Here is a 23,397-nt window from a genome sequence, read left to right on the forward strand (position 1 = left end):
CTATTTCTTCTCTTTGACGTGATGGCGCGCCATGGTCGAGGCAAAGCCCTGCTCAAGCGAATCGAGCGTGCCTGCCATGAATGGGCGCGTGATGCCCACGTAGAGATAGCCCGAGGGATGCTTGACCCAATCGCCCCACAGAAGCAGCCTCAGCGAATTGTCCTGGCGCACGACCTTGTAGGCTTTGATGTCCTTGTATGTGACAACCGTCGCCTCTTTGGGGTCAGCCTTCTCGTAGATGTAGACGTACGTGTGGCCAAAGTCGATGACGCCCGTCCTCATGAAGTACTTCCTGAGAAGCCTCCCCATGCGCTTAGAGACAAACCACGCTGCCGTGAGCGAGGCGATGAGCGCCAGAAGTAGCCAGACATTGCCCGAGTAGTTGGCCGCGATGCCGCACCAGAACGCAAGGAGGAGAAGGGCGAGCACAGCAACGGCAAGGAGCAGGCCCTGCAAAACGAGCCGCCTCCTGTCCTCTTCGACGGAGAGCTCAATCTCGTCCTCGGGCAAGTCTGGAATGGCGATTGGCCTTGCGATACCAACGATGTTGCCGAGGACCGCATCGCTTGCCTTGCGCGCCCTGTCAGCCGAGGAGTCCCCGGCGTGTCCCCCAACCTTCCTGGGACTCTCGACGGGCGCAGGCCCTTCCGTGGCACCTGCCTGTTTCTTGGGAGCTTCAACGGGATTTTCCTGGGCTTTTGCGGCGATCGTATGCCACTTTTGCTTCTTCTGCTGCAACACCTCTCTGCTCCCCTCCGACTACTGCGCTTTGGCTGCTGCGCTCTTGAGGCGCTCGTAGTCCTGCACTGCACCCGTGAAGGCCGAGCGCAGAAGGTGCGCGTCGATCGCGGAGACCATGAGATTCACGTCGGGCATGAAATGCTCGACGAGTCCGGCAGAGCCGATAATGCCAAATGCCTTACCACAGTCGACGCAGGCGCGATGCACCTGCTCGATGAGGGCAAGCTCCTCTGCGCAGCCAACTTCATCGGACCTTCCCATGGAGATGGCCAGGTCGCAGGGCCCCACCACCAGGGCATCGACACCACCTACCGCAGCGATCGCCTGGGCTTGGCATACGCCCTCAACGGTCTCAACCTGGGCAATGGCAAGGGTCTGGGCGTTGGCGCGAGCCATATTGGCAGCGTGGCTGCCGCTTTTCCCATATCCGGTATGCGCCCCACCAGAGTAACTCCTACAGCCGAGCGGAGGGTACTTCGCCCACTGCACCAGCTGACGCGCCTGATTTGCGCTCTCGACCATGGGAACCATCACGCCCGCTGCCCCAAGGTCAAGCGTGTGTGATACGAGAGACCTTGAGAGCTCTCCCACGCGTACGAGCGAGGGCAAGCCCAGCGCATGCGCGTAAAGCATGGCCGAGCTGAGACGCGGCCAGTCGATGTCACCATGCTCGCCATCAAAGAAGAGGAAGTCAAAGCCAGCAGCTTGGGCCATGGCCACTGCCGGAGCAGAGTCCAGCACTTGGACAAACAAGCCACCCATCTGGCGCTTTGCGAGGTTTTCCATACCGACCCCCTGGTGCAGGGGGGCACCCGTGGCGTGCCGCAGGCACCCCCTGAAATTCAAACGTTAGGGCTGAGCAGGCAGTGCAATCTGGGTTCCCACTCGATTAGGCGCCGAAGAGGCCACCGATGCCATAGATGATCGAGCCGACGATGTTGTAGTCGACGTTGGGGAACGAGGCGCCGGCGATTCCGAGCGAGGCGAACGCGGGATACAGGACCAGGGGGCCAGCGCAGAGGAAGATGCCAACGAGGAACGAGCCGAGCAGGGCACCGCGCCAGCCACCGTAGGCATAGCCGCAGACGCCGCAGGTGCCACCAGAGAAGAAGCAGATGCCGGCCGCGGGAATCATGATGGTCTCGCTGTGGAAGACAACCATGAGAGCCATAGCCACGAGGCCACCGAGGAACGAGCCGATGAAGCCGATGATGACGGCATCAGGCGCAAACGGGAAGATGGCAGGGCAGTCGACGGCAGGGCGGGCATCTGGGATGAGCTTCTCGGAGATGCCCACGAAGGCCGCGGTGATCTCGGCGATGAACTGACGCACGCCGTAGATAAGGACGGACATGCCAGCGGCGAACTTCAGGCCAGCGAGGAACGGCCAAATCCACCAGACGTCGTTGCCAAAGTAGGAAGTGAAGGGCTTGTCATTGGCAAGGGTGTCACCAAAGTGGCCGGTCACGAAGCAGGCGATGGTCACGATGTAGAAGAGCACGATCATGAACAGGGCCACAGAGAACACGAAGTCACGGAAGAGCTTGAAGAACTCGGGGAGGTTCTGCTCCTTTACCTCGTCCTTCTCGATCTCCTCCTCGTTCTTCTTGGCGAAGAGCTTGCCGCAGTAGCCGGAGAAGGCGTAGCCGATGCAGTTGAAGTGACCAATGGCAAAGTCATTGGAGCCGGTGAGCTTCTCAACGAACGGCTGGCAGAGCGAGGGCATGGCTGCGCCACAGAAGCCCAGGACAATGCCGCCGAGGATAACGGTCACGGCAATGGGGGCGCCCAGAGCGATGAAGACAAGCGCAAGGACGCAGGCGAAGTACAGGAAGTGCTGGCCTGTAAGGAAGATGGCCTTGAACGGGGTGGCCTTGGCAAACACGAGGTTCATGATGAAGCCAAAGACCATGACCAGGGCCACCTCGGTGCCATAGGTCTGGAGTGCCAGCGACGTGGCCACCTCGACCTGCGTGACAACGCCCTGGACATTGAAGGCGGCGGAGAACATCGCGCCAAAGGTGGTGATCTGCGCGGACATGGCGTCAGAGCCGATGTTGAAGATCATGAAGCCGATGATGGTCTTGACCGTTCCTGCGAACGTGTCAACGCCAGACTTCTTCTGCAGGAGCAGGCCGACAAGGGCGATGATGCCCATGATCAGCGCCGTGTCCCTCATCTGCATGAGGAATGCGTTCAGCATGTGAAATCCTTCCGATGAATCACTTGCGGGACTCCCCGCTCACTTCGTGCATATCCCTACTCAACTACGCGTTTGCTACTTGCGGGGCTCCTCGCCCTTGTGCTCGTCCAGCCACGCGTGGAGCTTCTCGCGAATCTCGTTCTTGTCAACGAGGTTCTTGACCCCCACCGCAGAGGGGACGCGAGGATCCCTGGAAAGCTCCTCGGTAAGGTCGACCATCGTGATCACGAGGTCGCCGCGGAATCCGATGATGGAGTCGAGGTTGCCGTGCTCGGTCTCGATGGGAAGGTTGTCCTCCTTGATGACCTGGTCGCACTTGATTTTGAGCATCATCGAGGAGCCCATGCCAGCGCGGCAGCACACCAGAGCATGATACTTGCGATCCATTACATACCCCTTTCCTTCTCGTGGACGAGGTCCACGACTTCCTTTGCGTCCTTGCAGGCGTCGAGTTTGGTGAAGAAGTCCGGGTCCGAGAGCAGCTCAACCAGTGACTGGAGGGCACCCAGGTGAGAATCGTTGTCCTTCGCGCTCAGCGGGAAGAGATACTTCACCGGATCGTTGTCCTCGCTGCCAAACTCAACGGGATTCCTGAGCGTCACAACGCCCACGGCAGACTCGAGGGCACCGCACTCGGGACGAGCGTGCGGAAGTGCCACGTGCTCCGTGATCACGATGTAAGGGCCAAACTCATGGACGCCTTTGATGATGTCGTCAACGTAACCCTCGGTCACTTTGCCGTTGGCAACCATGGGGGCAGTCGCCTTGCGAATGGCGTCCTTCCAGTCGCTCGCCTCGATATCGAGCTGAACGAGGCCCTCATCGAGAAGATCGCTGAGCATGCAACCACCTACCCTTTCTCGATACACGGGAAAGCCGCTTGGACTACCCCTCACCAACCGTTCGTAACCGTGGTGCTAATTGAACATCTCCGCAACTGATTTTCCATATTCCCGACGCAAATTTTCCCCAACTTCGCCCAACGGTCTTTTGAACCATTGCCTATATATGCTTTCTAACTGCAGTGTTCTATTTATTATTGAATCATGCATCATATATTGATAATATCTATAAGCATAATTTTATGTATTTAAGAGCTATTTTTATGAACGATAGAACATTGAACACTTTGATCGTATAAATGCGATTCATGCGGCGTCATGCATCAGTCTTTATGTACGATTGAGTATGAATGGGCTTTCCTGCTTCGTATAATTGATTCCGCCAGCGTCACATGAAGAGGAGTGGAGACGGCCGTGAAGAGAAGCAAGGCATACATCGCTGCGCGCAGGGATGCCATCGTCGCCCTTCTCGAGAGAAGAGGGCATGTGGGCGTGGCCGAACTTGCCGACCACTTTGGCGTCTCGGCCCTCACCGTCAGGCGCGACCTAGAATACCTGGAGGAGCAGCACGTCCTCTCTCGACAGTACGGAACCGCCACCCTGCTCAACCCCCTGGGGCGTCCCTCTGGCTCGCGTCAGATTCGTGCGAACAAGGCCATCGCACGCGAGGCGGCGCGTTACGTGAAGGATGGTGACTGCATCTTCATCAACGCAAGTTCTACCGCACTCTCGATCATCTCGCATATCACGGCACAAGACGTCACCGTTATCACCAATAATGCCAAGGCACTGCTTCTAAGCGAGCATCCAAACGCATCAATCATTCTCACGGGCGGTGAGATTCGGTCCCCCAAGGCGTCACTTACTGGGGAGTTTGCGCTCGAATGCGTAAAGCGCATCACCGCCACGAAGTGCTTCCTTGGCCTCGCGGGCCTCTCGCCCACCTATGGGCTCACGTCTGCCACCGCCCCAGAGCCAGCCATCAATGCCATGATGCTTGACCGGTCGCACATGCATGTGATTGTGGCTGACTCCTCAAAGATTGGTAGAACGTCGAGCTTCCAGTTTGGTTCCACCGACGAGGTGGATTTGCTCATAACAGATTCGGGAGCGACGGACGAGCAGGTCGAGCTGCTCAAAGAGAACGGCGTCTCCGATGTGGTACGCGTCAACCTGGATGCTGCCGCGCTGCAGATGGCAGATGAGGAGTTCGGACCGAAGGACGCCTAACGCCCATCGATGCTCTTGAAGCCCTCCCCGTACGCCTCGTGGACCTCGGCAATCACGACGATGGCGTCAGGGTCGGTCTCGGCAACTATCTCCTTGAGGTGCGCCAGCTCCCCGCGCGAAAGCACGCAGAATATAACGGGCCGCAGCTCGCGGCTCCACATGCCCCGTGCCTCAAACTCGGTGCAACCCCGATCGAGCTCATCCATGATCTGTTGGGCTATGCGCTCGTGCTTCTCGGAGATTATGTAGGCAGCACGTTGGACGCGCGGGCCATCGACCACCGTGTCGATCACGCGCCCGCAGATGTACATCGCGACGGCGGCGTAGAGCGCATTCTCGATCGAGAAGACGGGAGCAGAGATGGCCACGATGGCGCCATCGACCAGAATGGCCATGCTCCCAACGGACGCACCCGTCTTTCTCGCAATGAGTTGCGCAATGATATCGGTCCCGCCGGTATTGCCGCCTGTGCGGAAGACCATTCCCAGTCCTATGCCCGTGATCACACCGCCCCACAGCGCGCAGAGCAGAAGGTCGCCTTCACCCAAAACGGGTACGAAAGGGGCCAGGGCATCGGTGAGGATGCCCGACACGATGATCCCCGCAGCGGTGAGAATGGCGTAGCGCTTGCTCCCCGAACGCACAACATATGCAAAGAGCAGGACATTCATCGCGATGGACTGGATGCCCACGGGCAGGCTGACCCCCACCTGGAGGGCGAGTGCGTGAAACACCGTGGCCAAACCCGTTATTCCGCCTGCGGCTAGGCCATTGGGGACTTCAAAGCAGTCAAGGCCAAAGGCAAAGAGCAGCGAACCAAGGAAGATGAGGATGGCGTCGAGCGCCGCCTCGCGCAAGCTGATCTTTCTCACTGGTCCGGCCTCCCGGCAAGTACCCATCTGTGATAAGCGATGATGAACTTGTCGAGGTCGCCGTCCTGGAGGACCGAGTCGACGTTGCCGGTCTCCACCCCCGTGCGCAGGTCCTTCACCATCTGGTAGGGATAGAGGACATAGCTCCTGATCTGGTTACCAAAACCAATCTCATGCTTGGGGCCGCGGAGCTCGTCCAGCTCGGCGGCACGCTTCTCGAGCTCCATCTCGTAGAGGCGACTGCGCAGGATCTTCATTGCAAACGCCTTGTTCTGGAGCTGGCTTCGCTCGTTCTGGCAGGTAACCACAGTACCTGTAGGAATGTGGGTGATGCGAACGGCGGAGTCTGTGGTGTTCACGCCCTGGCCACCGTGACCGGTCGCATGGTAGACGTCCACGCGCAGGTCTTTAGGATCGATATCGACCTCGATGTCATCTGGCAGGACCGGCAGGACCTCAACGCCCGCAAAGGTGGTCTGGCGACGCTTCTTCTCGTCCGTTGGCGAGATGCGCACCAAGCGGTGCACGCCCTGCTCGGCACGGAGCATGCCGTAGGCGTTGTGGCCATGCACCGTGAAGGTGGCGTGGCCAATGCCAATGACCTCTGCCTGGGGTGCGTCGTTCACGTCCACAGCCCAGCCACGCCTGTCGCAATAGTGCAGGTACATGTGAAAGAGCATGTCACACCAGTCCTGCGCCTCAAGGCCGCCCTGACCGGGTGTCACCGTCACGATAGCGTCACCATGGTCGAGACCGTCCGTGAACCAGCTGGAAAGCTCGAGCTCTGTGAGGTCATGCTCGAGTGAGGCCGCAATCGAGGCAGACTCGGCAAGAAGGTCATCATCTGCCGTCTCCTCACCAAGCTCCAAGGCGGCCCGTGCGTCATCCAGCTTGGCCCGGGCATCATCGATGCCAGCCACATCTGACTTCGCGCTGGCAAGGCGTGCCATGGTCTCGCGCGCCGCATTGGCATCGTCCCAGAAGCCCGGTGCGGCACTTTCCTGCTCGAGCTGCGCCACAGTACCCCTGAGTTCGTCGACATGGAGGTAGCCCTCTACCTCGTCGAGCCTAGATGAGAGGGCATCGAGCGCAGCGCTGTCTATGTCTGCCATGGCTACCTATTCCTGCCGTGGCAGTTCTTGAACTTCTTACCGCTCCCGCAGGGGCAGGGGTCGTTCCTTCCCACGCCAACGTAAGGGTCTGGGTCCTCATCCTTGCGATAGGTGCGGGGCTTGCCGACGCCGGCGTTGGCATTGTTGTTGCCGCCCTGCTGCCGCGTGGCCTGAGCTGCGGGACGACGCGCAGGGGAGCCGTGGTCGCCGTCAACCTCGGCCGGACCAGAGTACTGGGCACCACGCAGCTCGTCCGAAAGGGCTTCCTCGTCACCCTGGGACTTCGCGGGAGCCGGAGGGCGCACGGCAACCTCGATACGGAGGATTGTGCGGAGAAAGTCCTCGTACATCGTATTGACGAGCTCGGTAAACGCAGCATATGCCTCGCTTTTGTACTCGACGAGAGGATCGCGCTGGCCGTAGCCGCGAAGGCCAATGCCGGTCTTGAGGTAGTCCATCTCCTGCAGGTAGGTCATCCAGCGGGTATCTATGACACGAAGCATGACCTGCGCGGAAAGGTCGCTCATGATCTGGTCGCCCAGGCGCTGCTCCTTATCCTTGTAGCAGGTGCCAACAAAGGTATCGATTCCGTCGATGATGTCTCCCTGGTCGGAGTCGACGGTGAAGGCAGGCGCATCCGTACGACCCGTAAGGTCACAGACCCACTTGCCGAGACCAGCAAGGTCCCACTCCTCCGGGTCAATCGCCTCGGAGCAGTACTCATTCACCTTGCGCTGGACGGTATCGTAGGTGACCTCCTCCACGTGGCTCATGAGGTCCTTGCCATCCAGAATCTTGTTGCGCTCTTCGTAGATGACCTGGCGCTGCTTGTTCATCACGTCATCGTAGTCGAGGACGTTCTTGCGCATGGCAAAGTTAACCTCCTCGACCTTGCGCTGGGCGCTCTCGACGGCGCGCGTCACAATCTTCGCCTTGATGGGCATGTCGTCAGGCATGTTGTACCTGGTCATCATCGCAGCGATGCGATCCATGCGATCACCGCCAAAGAGGCGCATGAGGTCATCCTCGAGCGAGAGGTAGAACTGGGTCTCACCGGGGTCACCCTGACGGCCGGAGCGGCCACGCAGCTGGTTGTCGATACGACGGCTCTCGTGGCGCTCGGTGCCGATGACAGCGAGGCCGCCGGCAGCCACCACGGCCTCGCGCTCCTTGTCGCAGATAGCCTTGGCCTTCTCCAGTGTGGCAGCGCGCTGTTCCTCGGTTGGCAGAAGGGGCTCCTCGCCCTCCTTGGTCGGCACATAGAAGCCCTGCTCACGAAGCATGTCCTCCGCCATGGCCTTGGGGTTGCCACCCAGAAGAATATCCGTACCGCGGCCGGCCATGTTGGTCGCGATGGTCACGGCTCCCTCGCGACCTGCCTGCGCCACAATCTGAGCCTCGCGCTCGTGGTACTTTGCGTTGAGCACGCTGTGCTTGATCCCGCGCTTGTCCAAGATGCGAGAGAGGCGCTCAGAGTTCTCGATCGAGACCGTGCCAACAAGGCATGGCTGGCCGTTGGCGTGGCGCTCGGCAACGTCATCAGCAACCGCATCGAACTTGGCGGTGACGGTCTTGTAGACAAGGTCCTCGTGGTCAACGCGGATAACTGGCTTGTTGGGCGGAATCACCTGCACAGGGACGTGATAGACCTCGCGGAACTCGGCATCCTCGGTCATGGCAGTGCCCGTCATGCCGGAGAGCTTGTCATACATGAGGAAGTAGTTCTGGAGGGTGATTGTGGCGAGCGTCTGGTTCTCCTCGCGCACGAGCACGCCTTCCTTGGCCTCGATTGCCTGGTGCAGGCCCTCGGAGTAGCGCCTGCCCTCCATGATGCGGCCCGTGAACTCGTCGACAATCTTGACCTCGCCGTCGACCACGACGTACTGCTGATCACGATGGAACATATACTGCGCCTTGAGCGCCTGCTGAAGGTGGTTCACCAGCTGGCCCGAGGGATCGGCGTAGATGTCATCAATACCCAGGCTGCGCTCGATCTTCTTGAGACCCCCATCGGTCGCAGCAATGGTGTGCTTGGCCTCATCCATCACAAAGTCGACGTCCGACGTAAGGCCACGAACAGCTCGGGCAAAGTCCTTGTAGGTACCCGCCGACTTCGTCCCCGCGCCAGAGATGATGAGCGGCGTGCGCGCCTCGTCGATGAGGATGGAGTCAACCTCGTCAACGATGGCGTAGCGGTGGCCGCGCTGGACGCGCAAGCTTGGTCGCGTGACCATGTTGTCGCGCAGGTAGTCAAAGCCAAACTCAGAGTTCGTACCGTAGGTGACGTCGGACTGGTAGGCGGGCTTCTTGAGGTTGAGCCTCATGCCATTTTGGAGAAGCCCGACCTTCATGCCCATGAAGCGATAGATCTGGCCCATCCACTCGCTGTCTCGCTTGGCCAGGTAGTCGTTCACGGTCACGATATGCACGCCCTTGCCATCGAGGGCATTGAGATAGCCGGCGAGGGTCGAGACGAGGGTCTTGCCCTCACCGGTCTTCATCTCGGCAATCGTGCCCCTGTGCAGGGCAATGCCGCCGATGATCTGCACGTCAAAGTGACGCATGCCCGTCGTACGACAAGAGGCCTCCCTCACAGCGGCAAAGGCCTCGGGGAGAAGGTCGTCGAGCGTCTCACCATTCTCAACGCGCTCGCGGAACAGCTTTGTTTGGCCGCTCAGCTCCTCGTCGTCCATTGCAGCGAAGCGCGGTTCAAGGTCGTTGATGTGCGCAGTGATGCGCTGGTATTCCTTGAGGTCCTTGTCGGCTCCGGCTGACAGCAATTTGGAGAGAAAGTTTGGCATGGGCAATCCTTCACACTCTTGATGGGCGGTGACCATCCACCGACGCATGCGCTTTTTCACTTTACCCATAGCAAACTCACCATGGCAGCAAGGTGCGTGGTCTCACCAAAAGCGCACTGTATTCCCGGTGTCTATACGCGTTTACCGGGCCTGTGGCCAACAGGCGGCAACCGAGGCGCGCAAGGCTCAACTTGCTAGGGGCTGTTTCCGATGCGTCGAGCAGATCCACCGTCTTCCCCATGCCCTCCTTCGTCCACCGCCTTCCTCAGGCGCTTTGGGGGAGGCATGTGAGTGCGGTCGACGAAGCGCACCGCGTATCTCCTGTAGCGCTGCTCCGCCTCAAACACCCGTCCGCTTGCACGGAGGGCCCGTATGAGAACCTCTGCCGCATCCTCGCGAAGGTCATCCGCCATTGTCGCAGCGTCCGCGAGTCGAGCAGAGATCCTAAATCGGCCAAGCCTCAACGCCGCCTCAGCCCCTGCGACCATAGCGTCAGCGTACAGCTCCCGCAACTCCAGGCGTCGCGCCACGACATAGCCCGAGACGTCCCTGGTAGGTACGAAGAGGTCTCCTGCATAGATCTTCTCGGCCCTCAAGACTGCCTCTAGAGCACGTTCATCATCTCCCTCCGAGGCCAAGACCTCCCTCGCAGCTTTCGCGAACTCCATAAAGTCGCATTCGAGAAGTGAGGAATCGAGCGATACAGACTTATCGCCTCTGCCCCCGAGGAAGAGGTCCAGATCCGGTGCGACAGCACCCACTTCTCGCCGCAGCGTGCTGGTGGCCTGATAGATCTTGTCCAGTCCGGCTTTGTAGTCACAGTCTGGCCAGAGCTGCTCGATAATCTCGTATCTCTTTGCTGTCAGCTTTGGGTGGAGTGCGACAAACACCAGCATCGCCTTTGCAGAGCGCCTCTCGATGCGCCACTCGGGAACCGGCTCGCCATCGGCATAGAGAGAGAATCCCCCAAGCAGGCAGAGTCTCATGCGCGCACCCGCAGCCACCTCATGAACCACGCTGCTGTCACGAGGGACGGGGTCTCTCCGGCTTAGCCTCTGAACACTCCGGGAACGCGGCGACTCGGCTAGAGCTGGCTCAAGCACAGCTATCCAGGCATGCGGAATGAGCTCCCTTATTCGCCGTGGGATATCCCCGCTTCCAGAAATCAAAACCCTGAGAAGCCACATCTCATCGCTGGGAAAAATCAGGCTCTCCCGAATGCGAAGGACATCAGCAGAAAACTCCTCCTCTAAGGAGGCACGAACCAGCGCGGCGACGGTGGAGAGCTCCTTGGTATCGCAGGCGCCCTCCCAGTCTGGGGGAGCCTCATCGCTGCAATCGGAACCCATAGCTGCCCTGCACAGGATAGACACCTCAGCCTCGAGATGGGTGAATCCCGCCCTTCCCGCAGTGGCAGCAGCAACCGAACTCCTGAGGCGAGCGCCGCGATAATCACCTAACACATACTCGGCAGCCGCGCCCATCACGAGAGCGGCCACGCGGACAAGCTCGTTTCCCGCGCGTTCCGCAGCACTTGCCAACGCGTCTATCGATGGGAGGTCACAAGAGCCCCGCATGAGCGCATCCAAGACAAGCAGGAAGGAGTCTTCGTCGCGCAATGCCAAAAAGCCGTTGCGAGCAAGGAAGTCCCTAGCCTCGGTACACGGTTCATCATCCGACTGGATGTCACCTAGAAGCGTTCGGGCAATGCATGCATCTAGACGCAGCAGTGCACCGGCAAGCGTACCCTCCAGGCTGGAAAAGGCGTAGGGACCCACTATGCGCTGAACGGCACTAGGGCGTCCATCCCGCAAAAGCTGGATGGCTTGGAGATGCACGGCAAGGCCCTCAAGCTGCCCCTCACCACCAGAGGGCACGGAGATGTTATCGCCCGCAAGTGCTGCACGGCAGGCGGTCAGGAGGATGTCTGCGGCGCGCGCTTCGGCCTTGAGGGGCATACCTCCACCACGCTGCAGGCCCCAGTCCTCCGGAAGCCTGGCAGCCTTGTCTCCGAGCGCAGAGAGGGTGCACGCAACGCACGCAGCCCTTTCGGGAGAGACGAGCATCTGGGCTTGGGCTGGCCCCACCACGCTTCGTACGAGGCCAAGCTCTCCGGCGCATACAAAGTCCTCAGCGTGGTCTATGACGGTAGCGATTGCCTCGGTCGAGGAAGTCATTCGAGCAATGATCGCAGCACGCCCATACTCGCCCCTCTCAATCAGTACGTTAAGGGCAGAATCAAATATGGGCTGCCAGGCCATGACCTTTGTCGCGAGGACAGGAGCACATGCACCAAGGCCGTCGAGCGTATCGATGCCGTAGCAGCGGAAAATGGATTCGTGACAAGAAACGCCGAAGAGCGGGGCATACTTTTCAAGGCTGAGTGCCAGCTCTGCTGGGTTGGCACACGTCAAGCTGGCAACATCATCGAAAGTCCCCTGTCCAAGAAGCAGCATTGCCAAGCGGAGCGATATTTCTTCATCGAGAAGACCGGCCCTTAGCGTAGACCCAATAAGATGCCCTAATGCATCGTAATATGTGCTGCTGACAACAAGTCTGCTTCCCTGCAGGGCCCCGTTGTCTCTCAGCAATGCGCTTACAAGAGAAGGAATGCCACCGGTAAGCGAGAGCACCTCATAAAGAGGGTCACTCGGACCAAGGTCAAGGACCTCCGAAACGAGAAGCTCTCTTGATGAGAGGCGTATACCACCAGAAAGCCGCTCAGCCAGCAGCTCGTCCTCAGGAAGCATGGAGACCGCAACTGTTGCTCCAGCAGCGACCATCCTCGAGATGGAAAAGACCTCTCGGTCAACAGTCGCATCATCCCCAGCGGGTATATCATCGAGAGCAACAACGACCCCCCTGTCCGAAAGGGCCTCTCGTTCAACTTGGCGAGCAAAGCGCGCGAGCTTCTTTGCGGCAGCAATGGGTTCTATCCCATGTAAGCGTAGGAAATGCGTCGTGGACGATCGTCTGCCAATAGTGATAAGGGACCGAAGGGCCGTGGTCTTTCCCATGCCTGGCTCTGAGCACATCACGAAAAAACTGGATGGGCAAGAACCAGACAGGAAAGAAGAAATGATGCGCGGGGTGAGGGGCCACGAGGACATTCTCCTTGCGGGTGACTCCAGATCTTCAGGAGGCGATACTTGAGAACAGCGATGGACCTTGACGGGCATGGCGCAACACCTCACTTAGACAAATAAGCTTTAGTGGGGCGATGAGTCTGGTTGGGTCACCGCCCAAAATCCTGGTGACCGAAACCTATCATTGATATGTCTTCAAAAAATGAGAAACCGGGTGAACGGCAAACGAATTGTGTCAGATAGCTGCAAGAAACATGACAGAGGATGCGAATTAAGTCATTCACAGCGCAGGCAAGGTGAACCCCACTCCCGGCAGCATCTGCGAGACACGAAGAGGGCCCCGCGCGTCGCGCGGGGCCCTCCCCTGGCGGAAACGCCCCCTGCCGGCCGGCGGCGACCTGGTCTCCCACGGGCTTACCCCGCAGTACGCTCGGCGCTCGGGGGCTTAACTTCCGGGTTCGGGATGGGACCGGGTGCGCCCCCCCTGCCATGGCCGCCGGCCGGCACGGGGCGTTTCGCCTCCGGGGGGAGCCCGTGCCGGGCCCTGGGGGCCGCACAGCGCGCGCAGGCGTGCTCTCCGGCGGACCGCCCTGCGAGGGGCAATGCGGAGGAGCTCGGCCGATTAGTGCCGCTCGGCTGAGGCGGTCGCCCGCCTTGCACCTGCGGCCTATCGAACTCGTGGTCTACGAGTGGCCTTACCGAAGGGAGATCTCATCTCGGGACGGGCTTCCCGCTTAGATGCCTTCAGCGGTTATCCCGACCGGACTCGGCTACCGGGCAGTGCCATTGGTTGACAACCCGCGCACCGGAGGTCCGTCCACCCCGGTCCTCTCGTACTGGGGGCAGCCTCCCTCAGATCTCCTGCGCCCGCAGAGGATAGGGACCGAACTGTCTCACGACGTTCTGAACCCAGCTCGCGTACCGCTTTGAATGGCGAACAGCCATACCCTTGGGACCTGCTCCAGCCCCAGGATGCGATGAGCCGACATCGAGGTGCCAAACCTTCCCGTCGATGTGGACTCTTGGGGAAGATCAGCCTGTTATCCCCGGAGTACCTTTTATCCGTTGAGCGACGGCCGTCCCACGCCGGGCCGCCGGATCACTAGAGCCTGGTTTCCCACCTGCTCGACCTGTCCGTCTCGCAGTCAGGCCTGCTTGCGCTCTTGCACTCTCGCGGGCGGTTGCCGACCGCCCAGAGCAGACCTTCGCGCGCCTCCGTTACTCTTTGGGAGGCGACCGCCCCAGTCAAACTACCCACCTGGCACGGTCCCCGCGCCGGCTCACGGCCGCGGGTTAGGACGCCAGCTCGTCGGGGGTGGTATTCCAAGGGCGACTCCCCCGGGACTGGCGTCCCGGGCTCACGGTCTCCCACCTATCCTCTACGCGACGGACCGGCGGCCAATGCCAAGCTGCAGTAAAGGTTCACGGGGTCTTTCCGTCCTTCTGCGGGTAAGTCGCATCTTCACGACTAGTGCAATTTCGCCGGGGCCATGGTTGAGACAGCGTCCAAGTCGTTGCGCCTTTCGTGCAGGTCGGAACTTACCCGACAAGGAATTTCGCTACCTTAGGACCGTTATAGTTACGGCCGCCGTTTACCGGGGCTTGGATTCGCCGCTTCGCCGGAGCTGACGGCTCCTCGTGACCTTCCGGCACCGGGCAGGCGTCAGACCCTATGCGTCGCCTTACGGCTTCGGCAGGGTCCTGTGTTTTTGGTAAACAGTCGCTTGGACCGTTCCGCTGCGGCCGCCCCGGGCTCCGGGAGCCGGTCCCATCACCCGAGGCGGCACCCCTTCTCCCGAAGTTACGGGGTGGTTTTGCCGAGTTCCTTAACCATGGTTCTCCCGATCGCCTTGGTATTCTCTACCCACCCACCTGTGTCGGTCTGCGGTACGGGCCCCGGGCGGCTGCCTAGGGGTTTTTCTCGGGAGCATGGGCTCACTCGCTTCGCTCGGTCGCTTCGTCCGGCGCCTCGGGCACCCGGCACCCGCGCTTCGCCGGGTGCCGCCCTACGCGCCATCGCGGGGACGTCCAGAACCCCGCCGAGCTACCCTCCTCCGTCGCCCCATCGGTCGTAGCGCCACCACGGGGGTGCAGGAATGTCGGCCTGCTGTGCGTCGGCTACGCCTCCCGGCCTCGCCTTAGCCCCCGACTGACCCTGGGAGGACTAGCCTCGCCCAGGAAACCTTGGGTTCACGGCGGCGGCGTTTCGCCACGCCGCTCTCGCTACTCATGCCAGCATCCTCACTCCCGGCGGGTCCACCGGGCGTCGTCGCCCGGCTTCGCCCCCGACGGGAAGCTCCCCTACCGCCGGACTCGGTCCGGCCCGCCGCTTCGGCGCCGTGCTTAGCCCCGTGTATTGTCGGCGCGTGTCCACTCGACCAGTGAGCTGTTACGCACTCTTCGAATGGGTGGCTGCCTCTGAGCCAACATCCTGGTTGTCTGGGCAGACGCACATCCTTTGCCACTCGGCACGGACTTGGGGGCCTTGGCGGGCGGTCTGGGCTGTTTCCCTCTCGAGCGCGCGGCTTAGCCCACGCGCTCTGACTCCCGGGCTCCGGGCCCTGGGTATTCGGAGTTCGGTTGGCTTTGGCAGGCGGTGAGGCCCCCGCGGCCATCCGGTGCTCTACCCCCCAGGGTGAGCGCCCGAGGCTAGCCCTAAAGCTATTTCGGGGAGAACGAGATATCTCCGGGTCTGATAGGCCTTTCACCCCTACCCGCGGGTCATCCCCCCAGTTTTCAACCTAGGTGGGTTCGGCCCTCCACGGGGTCTTACCCCCGCTTCAGCCTGCCCGTGGGTAGCTCACCCGGCTTCGCGTCTGCGGCGCGCGACTGCTCGCCCTGTTCGGACTCGCTCTCGCTACGGCTCGCTTCGCGGCTTGGCCTCGCCGCGCACCGCAACTCGCTGGCTCATTCTACAAAAGGCACGCCGTCACGGCCGCGAGCGGCCGCTCCGACTGCTTGTGGGCACGCGGTTTCAGGTGCTGTTTCACTCCCCTCCCGGGGTGCTTTTCACCTTTCCCTCGCGGTACTGGTCCACTATCGGTCACAGGAGAGTGTTCAGGCTTGGAGGGTGGTCCCCCCGGCTTCCCACCGGGTCTCACGTGCCCGGCGGTACTCGGGTGCCCACCGGCAGGGCGCGGGGCTTCGCGTACGGGGCTGTGACCCTGTCTCGCCGGCCCTCCCAGGCCGTTCCGCTGCCTCTCGCCTTTCTGACTGCCGTGTGGCGGGCCCCACAACCCCGGCGGCGGCCTCCCGCGCGCCGGTTTGGCCTGGTCCCCTTTCGCTCGCCGCTACTCGGGGAATCTCGTTTGATTTCTCTTCCTCGGGGTACTTAGATGTTTCAGTTCCCCCGGTCGCCCCCCGCCACCATATGTGTTCCGGAGGCGGGCGCCGGGCCTCAAGTCCCGGCGGGTTCTCCCATTCGGAGACCCACGGCTCGTGCGGGCATGTGCCCCTGGCCGTGGACTATCGCGGCTTGTCGCGTCCTTCGTCGGCTTCCTGTGCCAAGGCATCCACCTCGTGCCCTTGGTATCCTTCGCGCCGGCACTCGGCCGGCGCCCCTCTTTCACGTATCCAATCGTGCATGATGCGATCCACTAATGGAGAATCTTCTTGCTTGCGTCACGCTATGCGGCTCTCAGGGTGCGGCGGGGGCTGGCCCCGGGGACCGGACGCCGTGCGCCTCGCGGCGCGGCGAAGGTGGCAGGCCGGCGGGCGTGGTCGGCGGGACCCGTCCGTCTCTGTCTTTCTCTCTGGGGTGTCTCCCTAGAAAGGAGGTGATCCAGCCGCACCTTCCGGTACGGCTACCTTGTTACGACTTCACCCCCCTCGCCGGCCACGCCTTCGGCGCCTCCCCCCCTCGCGGGTTGGGCCGGCGACTTCGGGTGCAGTCGACTCGGGTGGTGTGACGGGCGGTGTGTACAAGGCCCGGGAACGCATTCACCGCGGCGTGCTGATCCGCGATTACTAGCAACTCCGGCTTCGCGGGGGCGGGTTGCAGCCCCCGGTCCGAACTGGGGCCGGCTTTGGGGATTCGCTCGGCGTCGCCGCCTGGCAGCCCGCTGTGCCGGCCATTGTAGCACGTGTGCAGCCCAGGGCATGGGGGGCATGATGACTTGACGTCGTCCCCGCCCTCCTCCGGCTTGGCGCCGGCGGTCTCGCATGGGTGCCCGGCCGGACCGCTGGCAACATGCGACGGGGGTTGCGCTCGTTGCGGGACTTAACCCAACATCTCACGACACGAGCTGACGACAGCCATGCACCACCTGTCCCGGCTCCTCTCGGCCACGGCGTCTCCGCCGCTTCACCGGGATGTCAAGCCCTGGTAAGGTTCTTCGCGTTGCTTCGAATTGAGCCACATGCTCCGCTGCTTGTGCGGGCCCCCGTCAATTCCTTTGAGTTTCAGCCTTGCGGCCGTACTCCCCAGGCGGGACACTTAATGCGTTGGCTGCGGCACGGAGGGGCGTCCCCCCCACACCTAGTGTCCATCGTTTACGGCTGGGACTACCAGGGTATCTAATCCTGTTCGCTCCCCCAGCTTTCGCTCCTCAGCGTCAGTGGTGGCCCAGAAGGCCGCCTTCGCCACCGGTGTTCCTCCCGATATCTGCGCATTCCACCGCTACACCGGGAGTTCCGCCTTCCCCTACCACACTCAAGCCCGCCGGTATCGGGAGCGGCCGGGGGTTGGGCCCCCGCATTTGACTCCCGACCAGACGGGCCGCCTACGAGCGCTTTACGCCCAATGAATCCGGATAACGCTCGCCCCCTACGTGTTACCGCGGCTGCTGGCACGTAGTTAGCCGGGGCTTCTTCTGCAGGTACCGTCACCTCGCGGCCTCGTCCCTGCTGAAAGCGGTTTACGACCCGAGGGCCTCCCTCCCGCACGCGGCGTCGCTGCGTCAGGCTTCCGCCCATTGCGCAAGATTCCCCACTGCTGCCTCCCGTAGGAGTCTGGGCCGTGTCTCAGTCCCAATCTGGCTGGTCGGTCTCTCAACCCAGCTACCCATGATCGCCTTGGTGGGCCGTTGCCCCGCCAACTGGCTAACAGGCCGCGGGCCCATCCCCCCCCGCCGGAGCTTTCCCGCCCCCCCATGCGGAGGGGGCGGCCCATCCGGTATCACCCACGGTTTCCCGAGGCTGTCCCGGGGAGGGGGGCAGGTTGCCCACGTGTTACTCAGCCGTTCGCCACTGCCTCGCCCCCCGGGGGGGTCCGGCCGTTCGACTTGCATGTGTTAGGCGCGCCGCCAGCGTTCATCCTGAGCCAGGATCGAACTCTCCGTTCGGAGCGCCGCCCGGGGGCGGCGTCTGTCTCCTTCGCGACGGATGTCCGGGTCCCGCTCCAAGACCACGCCGGTCTCGGACTTCACTGGAATCGACTCGGCGCCGGGGTCGCCCCCGGCATTCGAGCATCGCTAGTCTGTCCTTCGTCGTCCGATCTCTCGGACACGGTATCCGGTTCTCAGGGTGCCCCGCGGCGCCTCCCGCTTGGGGCGCGCCGCGCGAGGAAGTAATATACGCCCCCCGCGGGGCGGGGGGAAGGGGGAGGGGGGGACATCCATGGTTTGCACACAAACGCGGATTGCAGGGGCGGACAAGGGCACGTGTGGCTTCTCGGCGAGTTGGACCTCCTGCTGGCCCTTCCCTACGGTGCATGGACGCTTACCCATCGAAAAAGGGGCAACGGGATTGCCCCCGTTGCCCCCATAGACGTCTCCTTGCCTAGACGATTACACGCGGCGCGAGCTTAGTCGTTCGAGCGGTAGTTGCGGTTGTAGCCGCCACGATCGTTGCCGCCGCGATAGCCACCGCGGTCGCCACGGTAGCCGCCGCGATCGTTACCGCGATACCCACCACGGTCGCCACGGTAGCTGCCGCCACGGTAGCCGCCGCGGTCGTTGCCGCCGCGATAGCCACCGCGGTCGCCACGGTAGCCGCCGCGGTCGGAGCTGCCGCGATACCCGCCCCGGTCATTGTTGCCGCGGTAGCCGCCGCGGTCGTTGCCACCACGGTCGCCGCGGTCGCCCCCACGATCAAACGGCTTGCGGTCGCCGCGATCGTCGCGCTTCCTGGAAAGGCGCTCCTGCTCGCGCTCCTTCCAGTCCCCACCAATCTCGGTTGCAACGCCAGCCTCAATGCGGTCAAGGAGTGAGGCGAGCTCGTCCACCTCGTCATCCGTGAACCCATCAAGCGCGACGTTCTGGAGGTCGCGCAGCTTGGGCTGCTCCTCCTGGCCCTTCTCGCCCAGGGCAACGGACCCAGCGTTGCCATCCTCGTCCTTAGTTACCACGACGAGGTCATCGCTTGCCATGTTACCAAGCGTAGTTCCGAGGGACTCGGTGCCAATGCCGAGGACGGTCGACATCTCCTCGACGGAAATCTCGCTCTTGAGACGCAGAAGCGCGAGCACGCGCGCAACGTTGGCGTCGGTGGCCTCTTCCTGCTCCTTGCGGTTGTGACGGGCAATGTTCAGCATATGCTGGACCTCGCCGAGCTTCTCCATAATCTCTGCTCTTGTGGCCATGTACGATTTTCTCCTGTCTTGCGTGATGTGAGGGCCGTAGCCCATAAGTCCGTGCCCGTAGGCTGGGAATTGCCACACCTTTTCCTTTAGAAGCAAATTATTATTGCGGCAAAGCTGACCGCCTTTCCTCGGAATTGCTCGCCTACGCAAATTGACCACCTAGTTGGGAATCGCAGTGGAAGGGGTGCTTCTTGGAGTGCGTTGACGCCAGAGGGGCGATAGCCACAGACGCGTGCAAAGAGACCTCCGGCACCAAGCCGGTGCCGGAGGGGCATTTCGTGCGAGCAACGTGCTGTATATGCCTAGAAGTCGAACTCGTCCAAGCGCATGGGCTCGGTCTGGAAGCGCAGCGGCTCGAGCTCGTCGACGGTATGGTAGCCAGGGGCTGCGGCAAGCACCGTAGGGATGCGGTTCACGATGGTTGCGCAAGTGTGCTCGACCGTGGCGGGCTTCTCAACGTGGAAGGCGGTATCAGGCTCGCCGGAGATCTTCCAGTCGCACAGGTCACCATCATCCGGACCATAGACCTTGCCAATCTGCGAGGTCACGATATCGATGCCCTGGTAGGTCCTCGTAGTGACGCGCGTGTTCATGCCAAGGACCTTGCCTGCGGGGATGGTCGCGCCCATGGTCTCGGAGTAGGTGTCCCTCTCCGCGATGTAGGGGACGTTCTCCTGGATGACCTCGCTCACCGTGAGGCCCAGCTCCTGGGCCAGGCACTCGTTGGAGTTCCACACATAGGAGGGGACGATTTCCTCGGGGTGGGCTAGGGTCTTCTCGAACTCGTCGGCAGTGAGGCCAACGCCGTGCGCCTCAGCGAGGGCAAGACCGTATTCCTCAACGTTATACGAGACAGAGCCCTCAATCTTGGTGATGCTGTTGCAGGCGCCTGCAAGCAAGCCGACGATGCGAATCCAGAACACGTCCTCCATGCCGGCACCCACGATGGTCGCCCCGGTCTCCTTGGCAATGGCGTCCAGGCGGTTGGTGGTCGCAGCCGACGTAGTCCACGGGAACGTGGCCTCCTCGCAGGTGGTCACGACGGAGATGCCGCGACCCACGCACTTCTCGACCATGGGCGCAATGTCGTCTACCAGCGAGAAGAGCGTGACGATTGCGATGTCGGGCGCACACTCGTCAAGGACCTCGTCCGCATTGTCCGAGATCTTGACGCCGAGCTTCACCGGCAGACCGGCATAGTCTCCGGCGTCCATGCCCACGCGATCTGGGTTGGTATCGATGGCACCAACCAGCTGACCTCCGTGTTCGTGTAGGTAGCGAATGATGTACTTGGCCATCTTGCCGCATCCGTATTGGACAACCCTAACTGGTCTCTGACTCATAGGAACCCCTTCCCCACAGCCTGCTCTAGCCCCGCGGACTCGGAGCTTATTCTTTTGGTTCCCGAGAATCCGCGCACCGCCAGTCCTCATACGCCAAGCGGGCGGGTATACGCGGGCAACGGCAAGGCCGACAAGGGCATGCGCCCGAAGCACTCAATGCGTTGGCTGGGGCAGACGGTGCGTCCTGTCTCGGGCCCAGAATCACGCCAGGGGTATCTGCATGCCAGGGCATTGCCATGGTGGTGCTCTTTCTGCTCTGCGCGCTGGCTCACGTGTGGATTAATCGCGAGCGCCTTGAGAAGCTGCTGCACTCCGCGAACGAGAAGGACTAGCATCGGCGTGACCGCCCAGCCCCACTCCCGGCGTGGTGTTCTTGCGCATGTTGCAGTTCGCAACGGCTCTGACGCAACGGAGAAACACGTGGCGCCTAGGCTGTCTTTCGTCCTTGCAGGGAGAGGGGAGCCGCGTCGCATGACTGCATGGAAGCGCCTGGGTGACACCATCGCCCACAACATGGTGTTTCTCGTCCCACTCTGCCTGGCGCTTGGCGTCTGCGCACCCAACGTGTTTATCCCGCTTAAGCCCCTTATCACGCCCATGTTTGCCTTTGTGACCTTCCAGGGTTCGCTGGGGAACAATTTCCACAACCTCGCACGCACCTTTAGGCGGCCCGCCCCCATGCTGGCTGCCATAGCTATCTCCCAGGTGCTTATGCCCCTCATGGGCCGGGTACTGGGAGGCCTTCTCTTCTCGGACCCCAGTATTGTCGCGGGCATCGTGCTTGAGTACTCCGTGCCTATCGCCGTCACCTCGACGATGTGGATTGGCATCTACGCAGGCGACATGTCGCTTGCCCTGGGCACGCTTCTCATCTCGACGCTCATCTCGCCCGTGACCATCCCTGCAACGCTTGGCCTTCTGGTTGGGGCCACGGTTCAGGTGGACGCCGCCGGCATGTTCATTGACATGCTGGCCATGATTGCCGTGCCCGCCTTGGCGGCCACGGCGCTCAACCAGGTAACGGACGGTCGCACCGAGACGCAGCTCTCCCCTGCCCTGGCCCCTCTCGCCCGCATTTTCGTAATCCTGGTGATCACGACCAACTCCGCGAGCCTTCACGACTTCATGTTCAGCCTCACGCCCGAGCTGGCCGGCGTCATGGTGTTTATCGCGCTCATGGCGTCCTCGGGCTACCTGTGGGGCTTTGCGGCAGCGCGCCTCATGGGCCTGGGACGCGAGCGATCCGTGACGCTCACGTTCTGCTCGGCTCTGCGAAACATCTCGGCGGGTGCCGTCATTGCGCAGACGTACTTTCCCGCAGCGACCATGTTTCCTGTGATGACGGGGACGCTCTTCAACCAGTTCCTTGCCGCCGTCTTTGGCCGCATGTTCTCGCGCACCTTCTCGCCGGAAACCGGCGAGAAGGACGCAGGCACACCAGTGGTGGCGACGTGTACTAGACCTGTTCGAGCGAATACGCGTAGTGCGAGCCCGAGACCCACTCGTGGTTGAGGAAGTCTCGCATGCAGAACTCGACGGCCTGCTCGTGATGGCGAACCAACCAGCCGAATGAGTCGTAGCTATCGTCATCGGCGAGGTAGGTCTCGCCCTGGGCGTAGGCGTAGGCCACAGATCCCGTACCCACAAAGAGGTTGGTGCCACGGCTACGCTGGACCACGTCGGGGTACGCATGGGTGTGACCGCTGAAGAGGATGGTCCCCGGGTGCGAGAAGATCACGGAGCGGACGTCATCGTCGTCCTCGAGGGAGTTGTCGTGGCCCCACCCGCCGGGAAAGGAGTCCGTGACGGTGTACTTCAGGGGCTCGTGGACAAAGACAAACGACGGCGCGCCCGCAGCCTCGTCCTCATCGAGAAGGCCCGAGAGCCAGGACAGCTGCGTAGAGCTGAGCCGAAAGGTGTCAGTTGACGAGACGTCATCGGGCGAGACGTACTCGTCTGGCCCGAGCACGATCACATGCGAGCCTCCCACGTAGCGGTCGTAGTAGACCGAGCTGTTGTTCGTCCTCCCCAGGAAGTTGGCGTGGAGGCTCTCGACGCCTTCTGGCGTATAGCTGTCGTCACCCATCTGCTCGTGGTTGCCCATCACGCAGGTGAACGACTGGGGAAACGAGAGGCCCGCAGCCTTTGCGCGCCGCTTGAAGATGTCGTACTGGTACTGGTAGCCGTTGTTGGTCAGGTCACCGTTGAGGACGATTGAGTCTACGGCATCCCAGCGCTGCACAATGTCATCGAGGGCGTTCTCGAGGTTGCCATCGTAGTCTGGCTCGTCGTCGTCCACGTGCGTATCGCTCATGACCGCCATGGACGAGACAAGCGCGCCGTACATTCCCTCGGCGACAGGCGCAGCGTCGGTCAAGGGTTCGAGGGCACGGCCGTCCTCGCTTGCGGAGGCCGGATCGGCGGACGTGAGCCCGGCGATGGCGGTCACGGATGCGCAGGCGATGGCACCCGCCTGGATGAACTGTCTTCTCGTGAGGCTCACGGTGGCTCCCCTCGTCGTTCAGCTACCTTGAATTCCAAGGTAGGACACGAGGCTTAAATGCCACTGAAGCGCCAACGCTCAGGAGGCCAAAATGGGCCAGGCAACACCGAAGCGGCGCAACGCTCGACAGGAGCTTAACGGGAG

General features: G+C 61.8%; 13 protein-coding genes, 3 rRNA genes and 2 pseudogenes. 2 read left to right on the forward strand and 16 right to left on the reverse strand.

Annotated elements, in window-relative coordinates; all coding sequences use genetic code 11:
* The 5 genes from E0E00_RS00590 to E0E00_RS00610 form a co-directional block, all read right to left on the reverse strand.
* Nucleotides 1-741: a hypothetical protein gene (locus E0E00_RS00590; protein ID WP_130810447.1), complete on the reverse strand. Its 741-nt coding sequence runs from the start codon at nt 739-741 to the stop codon at nt 1-3.
* An 18-nt stretch (nt 742-759) separates the two neighbouring features.
* Nucleotides 760-1,527, reverse strand: coding sequence for an HpcH/HpaI aldolase/citrate lyase family protein (locus tag E0E00_RS00595; protein ID WP_130810449.1), 768 nt, complete (start codon nt 1,525-1,527; stop codon nt 760-762).
* Between the two features lie 103 nt (nt 1,528-1,630).
* Nucleotides 1,631-2,944 carry a PTS ascorbate transporter subunit IIC gene (locus E0E00_RS00600; RefSeq protein WP_130810451.1) on the reverse strand — a complete coding sequence of 438 codons (1,314 nt, stop codon included), beginning with the start codon at nt 2,942-2,944 and terminating at the stop codon, nt 1,631-1,633.
* A 75-nt stretch (nt 2,945-3,019) separates the two neighbouring features.
* A complete protein-coding gene (locus E0E00_RS00605) occupies nt 3,020-3,331 on the reverse strand; it encodes a PTS sugar transporter subunit IIB (RefSeq protein ID WP_130810453.1) in 312 nt (103 codons plus the stop codon).
* The gene (locus tag E0E00_RS00610) at nt 3,331-3,786 is read right to left on the reverse strand and encodes a PTS sugar transporter subunit IIA (RefSeq protein ID WP_130810455.1); all 456 of its coding nucleotides are present in this window, start codon (nt 3,784-3,786) and stop codon (nt 3,331-3,333) included. The genes E0E00_RS00605 and E0E00_RS00610 overlap by 1 nt, the downstream gene beginning before the upstream one ends.
* 414 nt (nt 3,787-4,200) lie before the next feature.
* On the opposite strand from E0E00_RS00610, the gene E0E00_RS00615 reads away from it, so the two are divergent.
* Nucleotides 4,201-5,016, forward strand: coding sequence for a DeoR/GlpR family DNA-binding transcription regulator (locus tag E0E00_RS00615; RefSeq protein ID WP_130810457.1), 816 nt, complete (start codon nt 4,201-4,203; stop codon nt 5,014-5,016).
* Here E0E00_RS00615 and E0E00_RS00620 read toward each other — a convergent pair.
* The 10 genes and pseudogenes from E0E00_RS00620 to E0E00_RS00660 all read right to left on the reverse strand — a co-directional run bounded on the left by E0E00_RS00620 (nt 5,013) and on the right by E0E00_RS00660 (nt 20,750).
* Nucleotides 5,013-5,888, reverse strand: a complete 876-nt coding sequence (locus E0E00_RS00620) for a YitT family protein (protein ID WP_242622070.1) — start codon at nt 5,886-5,888, stop codon at nt 5,013-5,015. The genes E0E00_RS00615 and E0E00_RS00620 overlap by 4 nt on opposite strands.
* A complete protein-coding gene (gene prfB / locus E0E00_RS00625) occupies nt 5,885-7,000 on the reverse strand; it encodes a peptide chain release factor 2 (protein ID WP_130810461.1) in 1,116 nt (371 codons plus the stop codon). The genes E0E00_RS00620 and prfB overlap by 4 nt, the downstream gene beginning before the upstream one ends.
* Before the next feature lie 2 nt (nt 7,001-7,002).
* Nucleotides 7,003-7,122 (reverse strand): annotated as a pseudogene (locus E0E00_RS15235) (SEC-C metal-binding domain-containing protein); the annotation flags it as partial.
* Between the two features lie 81 nt (nt 7,123-7,203).
* Nucleotides 7,204-9,801 (reverse strand): annotated as a pseudogene (secA, locus tag E0E00_RS00630) (preprotein translocase subunit SecA); the annotation flags it as partial.
* A 194-nt stretch (nt 9,802-9,995) separates the two neighbouring features.
* Entirely contained in the window at nt 9,996-12,818 is a 2,823-nt protein-coding gene (locus E0E00_RS00635) for a BTAD domain-containing putative transcriptional regulator (RefSeq protein WP_165443476.1), read from the reverse strand.
* A gap of 454 nt (nt 12,819-13,272) precedes the next feature.
* A 5S ribosomal RNA gene (gene rrf, locus E0E00_RS00640) occupies nt 13,273-13,388 on the reverse strand.
* A 101-nt stretch (nt 13,389-13,489) separates the two neighbouring features.
* A 23S ribosomal RNA gene (locus tag E0E00_RS00645) occupies nt 13,490-16,426 on the reverse strand.
* A 230-nt stretch (nt 16,427-16,656) separates the two neighbouring features.
* Nucleotides 16,657-18,169 (reverse strand): 16S ribosomal RNA (locus E0E00_RS00650).
* The 16S, 23S and 5S rRNA genes sit together here, the layout of an rRNA operon.
* A gap of 461 nt (nt 18,170-18,630) precedes the next feature.
* Entirely contained in the window at nt 18,631-19,407 is a 777-nt protein-coding gene (locus E0E00_RS14210; protein WP_165443477.1) for a hypothetical protein, read from the reverse strand.
* A 302-nt stretch (nt 19,408-19,709) separates the two neighbouring features.
* Complete coding sequence (locus E0E00_RS00660) at nt 19,710-20,750, reverse strand: dihydrodipicolinate reductase (RefSeq protein ID WP_130810467.1); 1,041 nt, start codon at nt 20,748-20,750, stop codon at nt 19,710-19,712.
* Nucleotides 20,751-21,221: 471 nt separating this feature from the next.
* Here E0E00_RS00660 and E0E00_RS00665 point away from each other — a divergent pair, with 471 nt between their 5' ends.
* Nucleotides 21,222-22,262 (forward strand): bile acid:sodium symporter family protein, encoded by a 1,041-nt coding sequence (locus tag E0E00_RS00665; protein ID WP_165443478.1) that lies wholly within the window; start codon nt 21,222-21,224, stop codon nt 22,260-22,262.
* Here the strand turns inward: E0E00_RS00665 and E0E00_RS00670 are convergent.
* Nucleotides 22,207-23,253 carry a metallophosphoesterase gene (locus E0E00_RS00670; protein ID WP_130810471.1) on the reverse strand — a complete coding sequence of 349 codons (1,047 nt, stop codon included), beginning with the start codon at nt 23,251-23,253 and terminating at the stop codon, nt 22,207-22,209. The genes E0E00_RS00665 and E0E00_RS00670 overlap by 56 nt on opposite strands.
* Between the last annotated feature and the right edge of the window lie 144 nt (nt 23,254-23,397).

This window comes from Olsenella sp. Marseille-P4559 (assembly GCF_900605015.1).
In the GTDB taxonomy this organism is placed as follows: domain Bacteria; phylum Actinomycetota; class Coriobacteriia; order Coriobacteriales; family Atopobiaceae; genus Tractidigestivibacter.

Excerpts from the sequence above, each read along its gene's own strand:
- prfB (WP_130810461.1), bottom strand. The coding sequence starts at position 7,000 with ATGGCAGACATAGACAGCGCTGCGCTCGATGCCCTCTCATCTAGGCTC.
- E0E00_RS00665 (WP_165443478.1), top strand. The coding sequence starts at position 21,222 with ATGACTGCATGGAAGCGCCTGGGTGACACCATCGCCCACAACATGGTG.
- E0E00_RS00595 (WP_130810449.1), bottom strand. The coding sequence starts at position 1,527 with ATGGAAAACCTCGCAAAGCGCCAGATGGGTGGCTTGTTTGTCCAAGTG.
- E0E00_RS00660 (WP_130810467.1), bottom strand. The coding sequence starts at position 20,750 with ATGAGTCAGAGACCAGTTAGGGTTGTCCAATACGGATGCGGCAAGATG.
- E0E00_RS14210 (WP_165443477.1), bottom strand. The coding sequence starts at position 19,407 with ATGGCCACAAGAGCAGAGATTATGGAGAAGCTCGGCGAGGTCCAGCAT.
- E0E00_RS00605 (WP_130810453.1), bottom strand. The coding sequence starts at position 3,331 with ATGGATCGCAAGTATCATGCTCTGGTGTGCTGCCGCGCTGGCATGGGC.
- E0E00_RS00610 (WP_130810455.1), bottom strand. The coding sequence starts at position 3,786 with ATGCTCAGCGATCTTCTCGATGAGGGCCTCGTTCAGCTCGATATCGAG.
- E0E00_RS00600 (WP_130810451.1), bottom strand. The coding sequence starts at position 2,944 with ATGCTGAACGCATTCCTCATGCAGATGAGGGACACGGCGCTGATCATG.
- E0E00_RS00635 (WP_165443476.1), bottom strand. The coding sequence starts at position 12,818 with ATGGGAAAGACCACGGCCCTTCGGTCCCTTATCACTATTGGCAGACGA.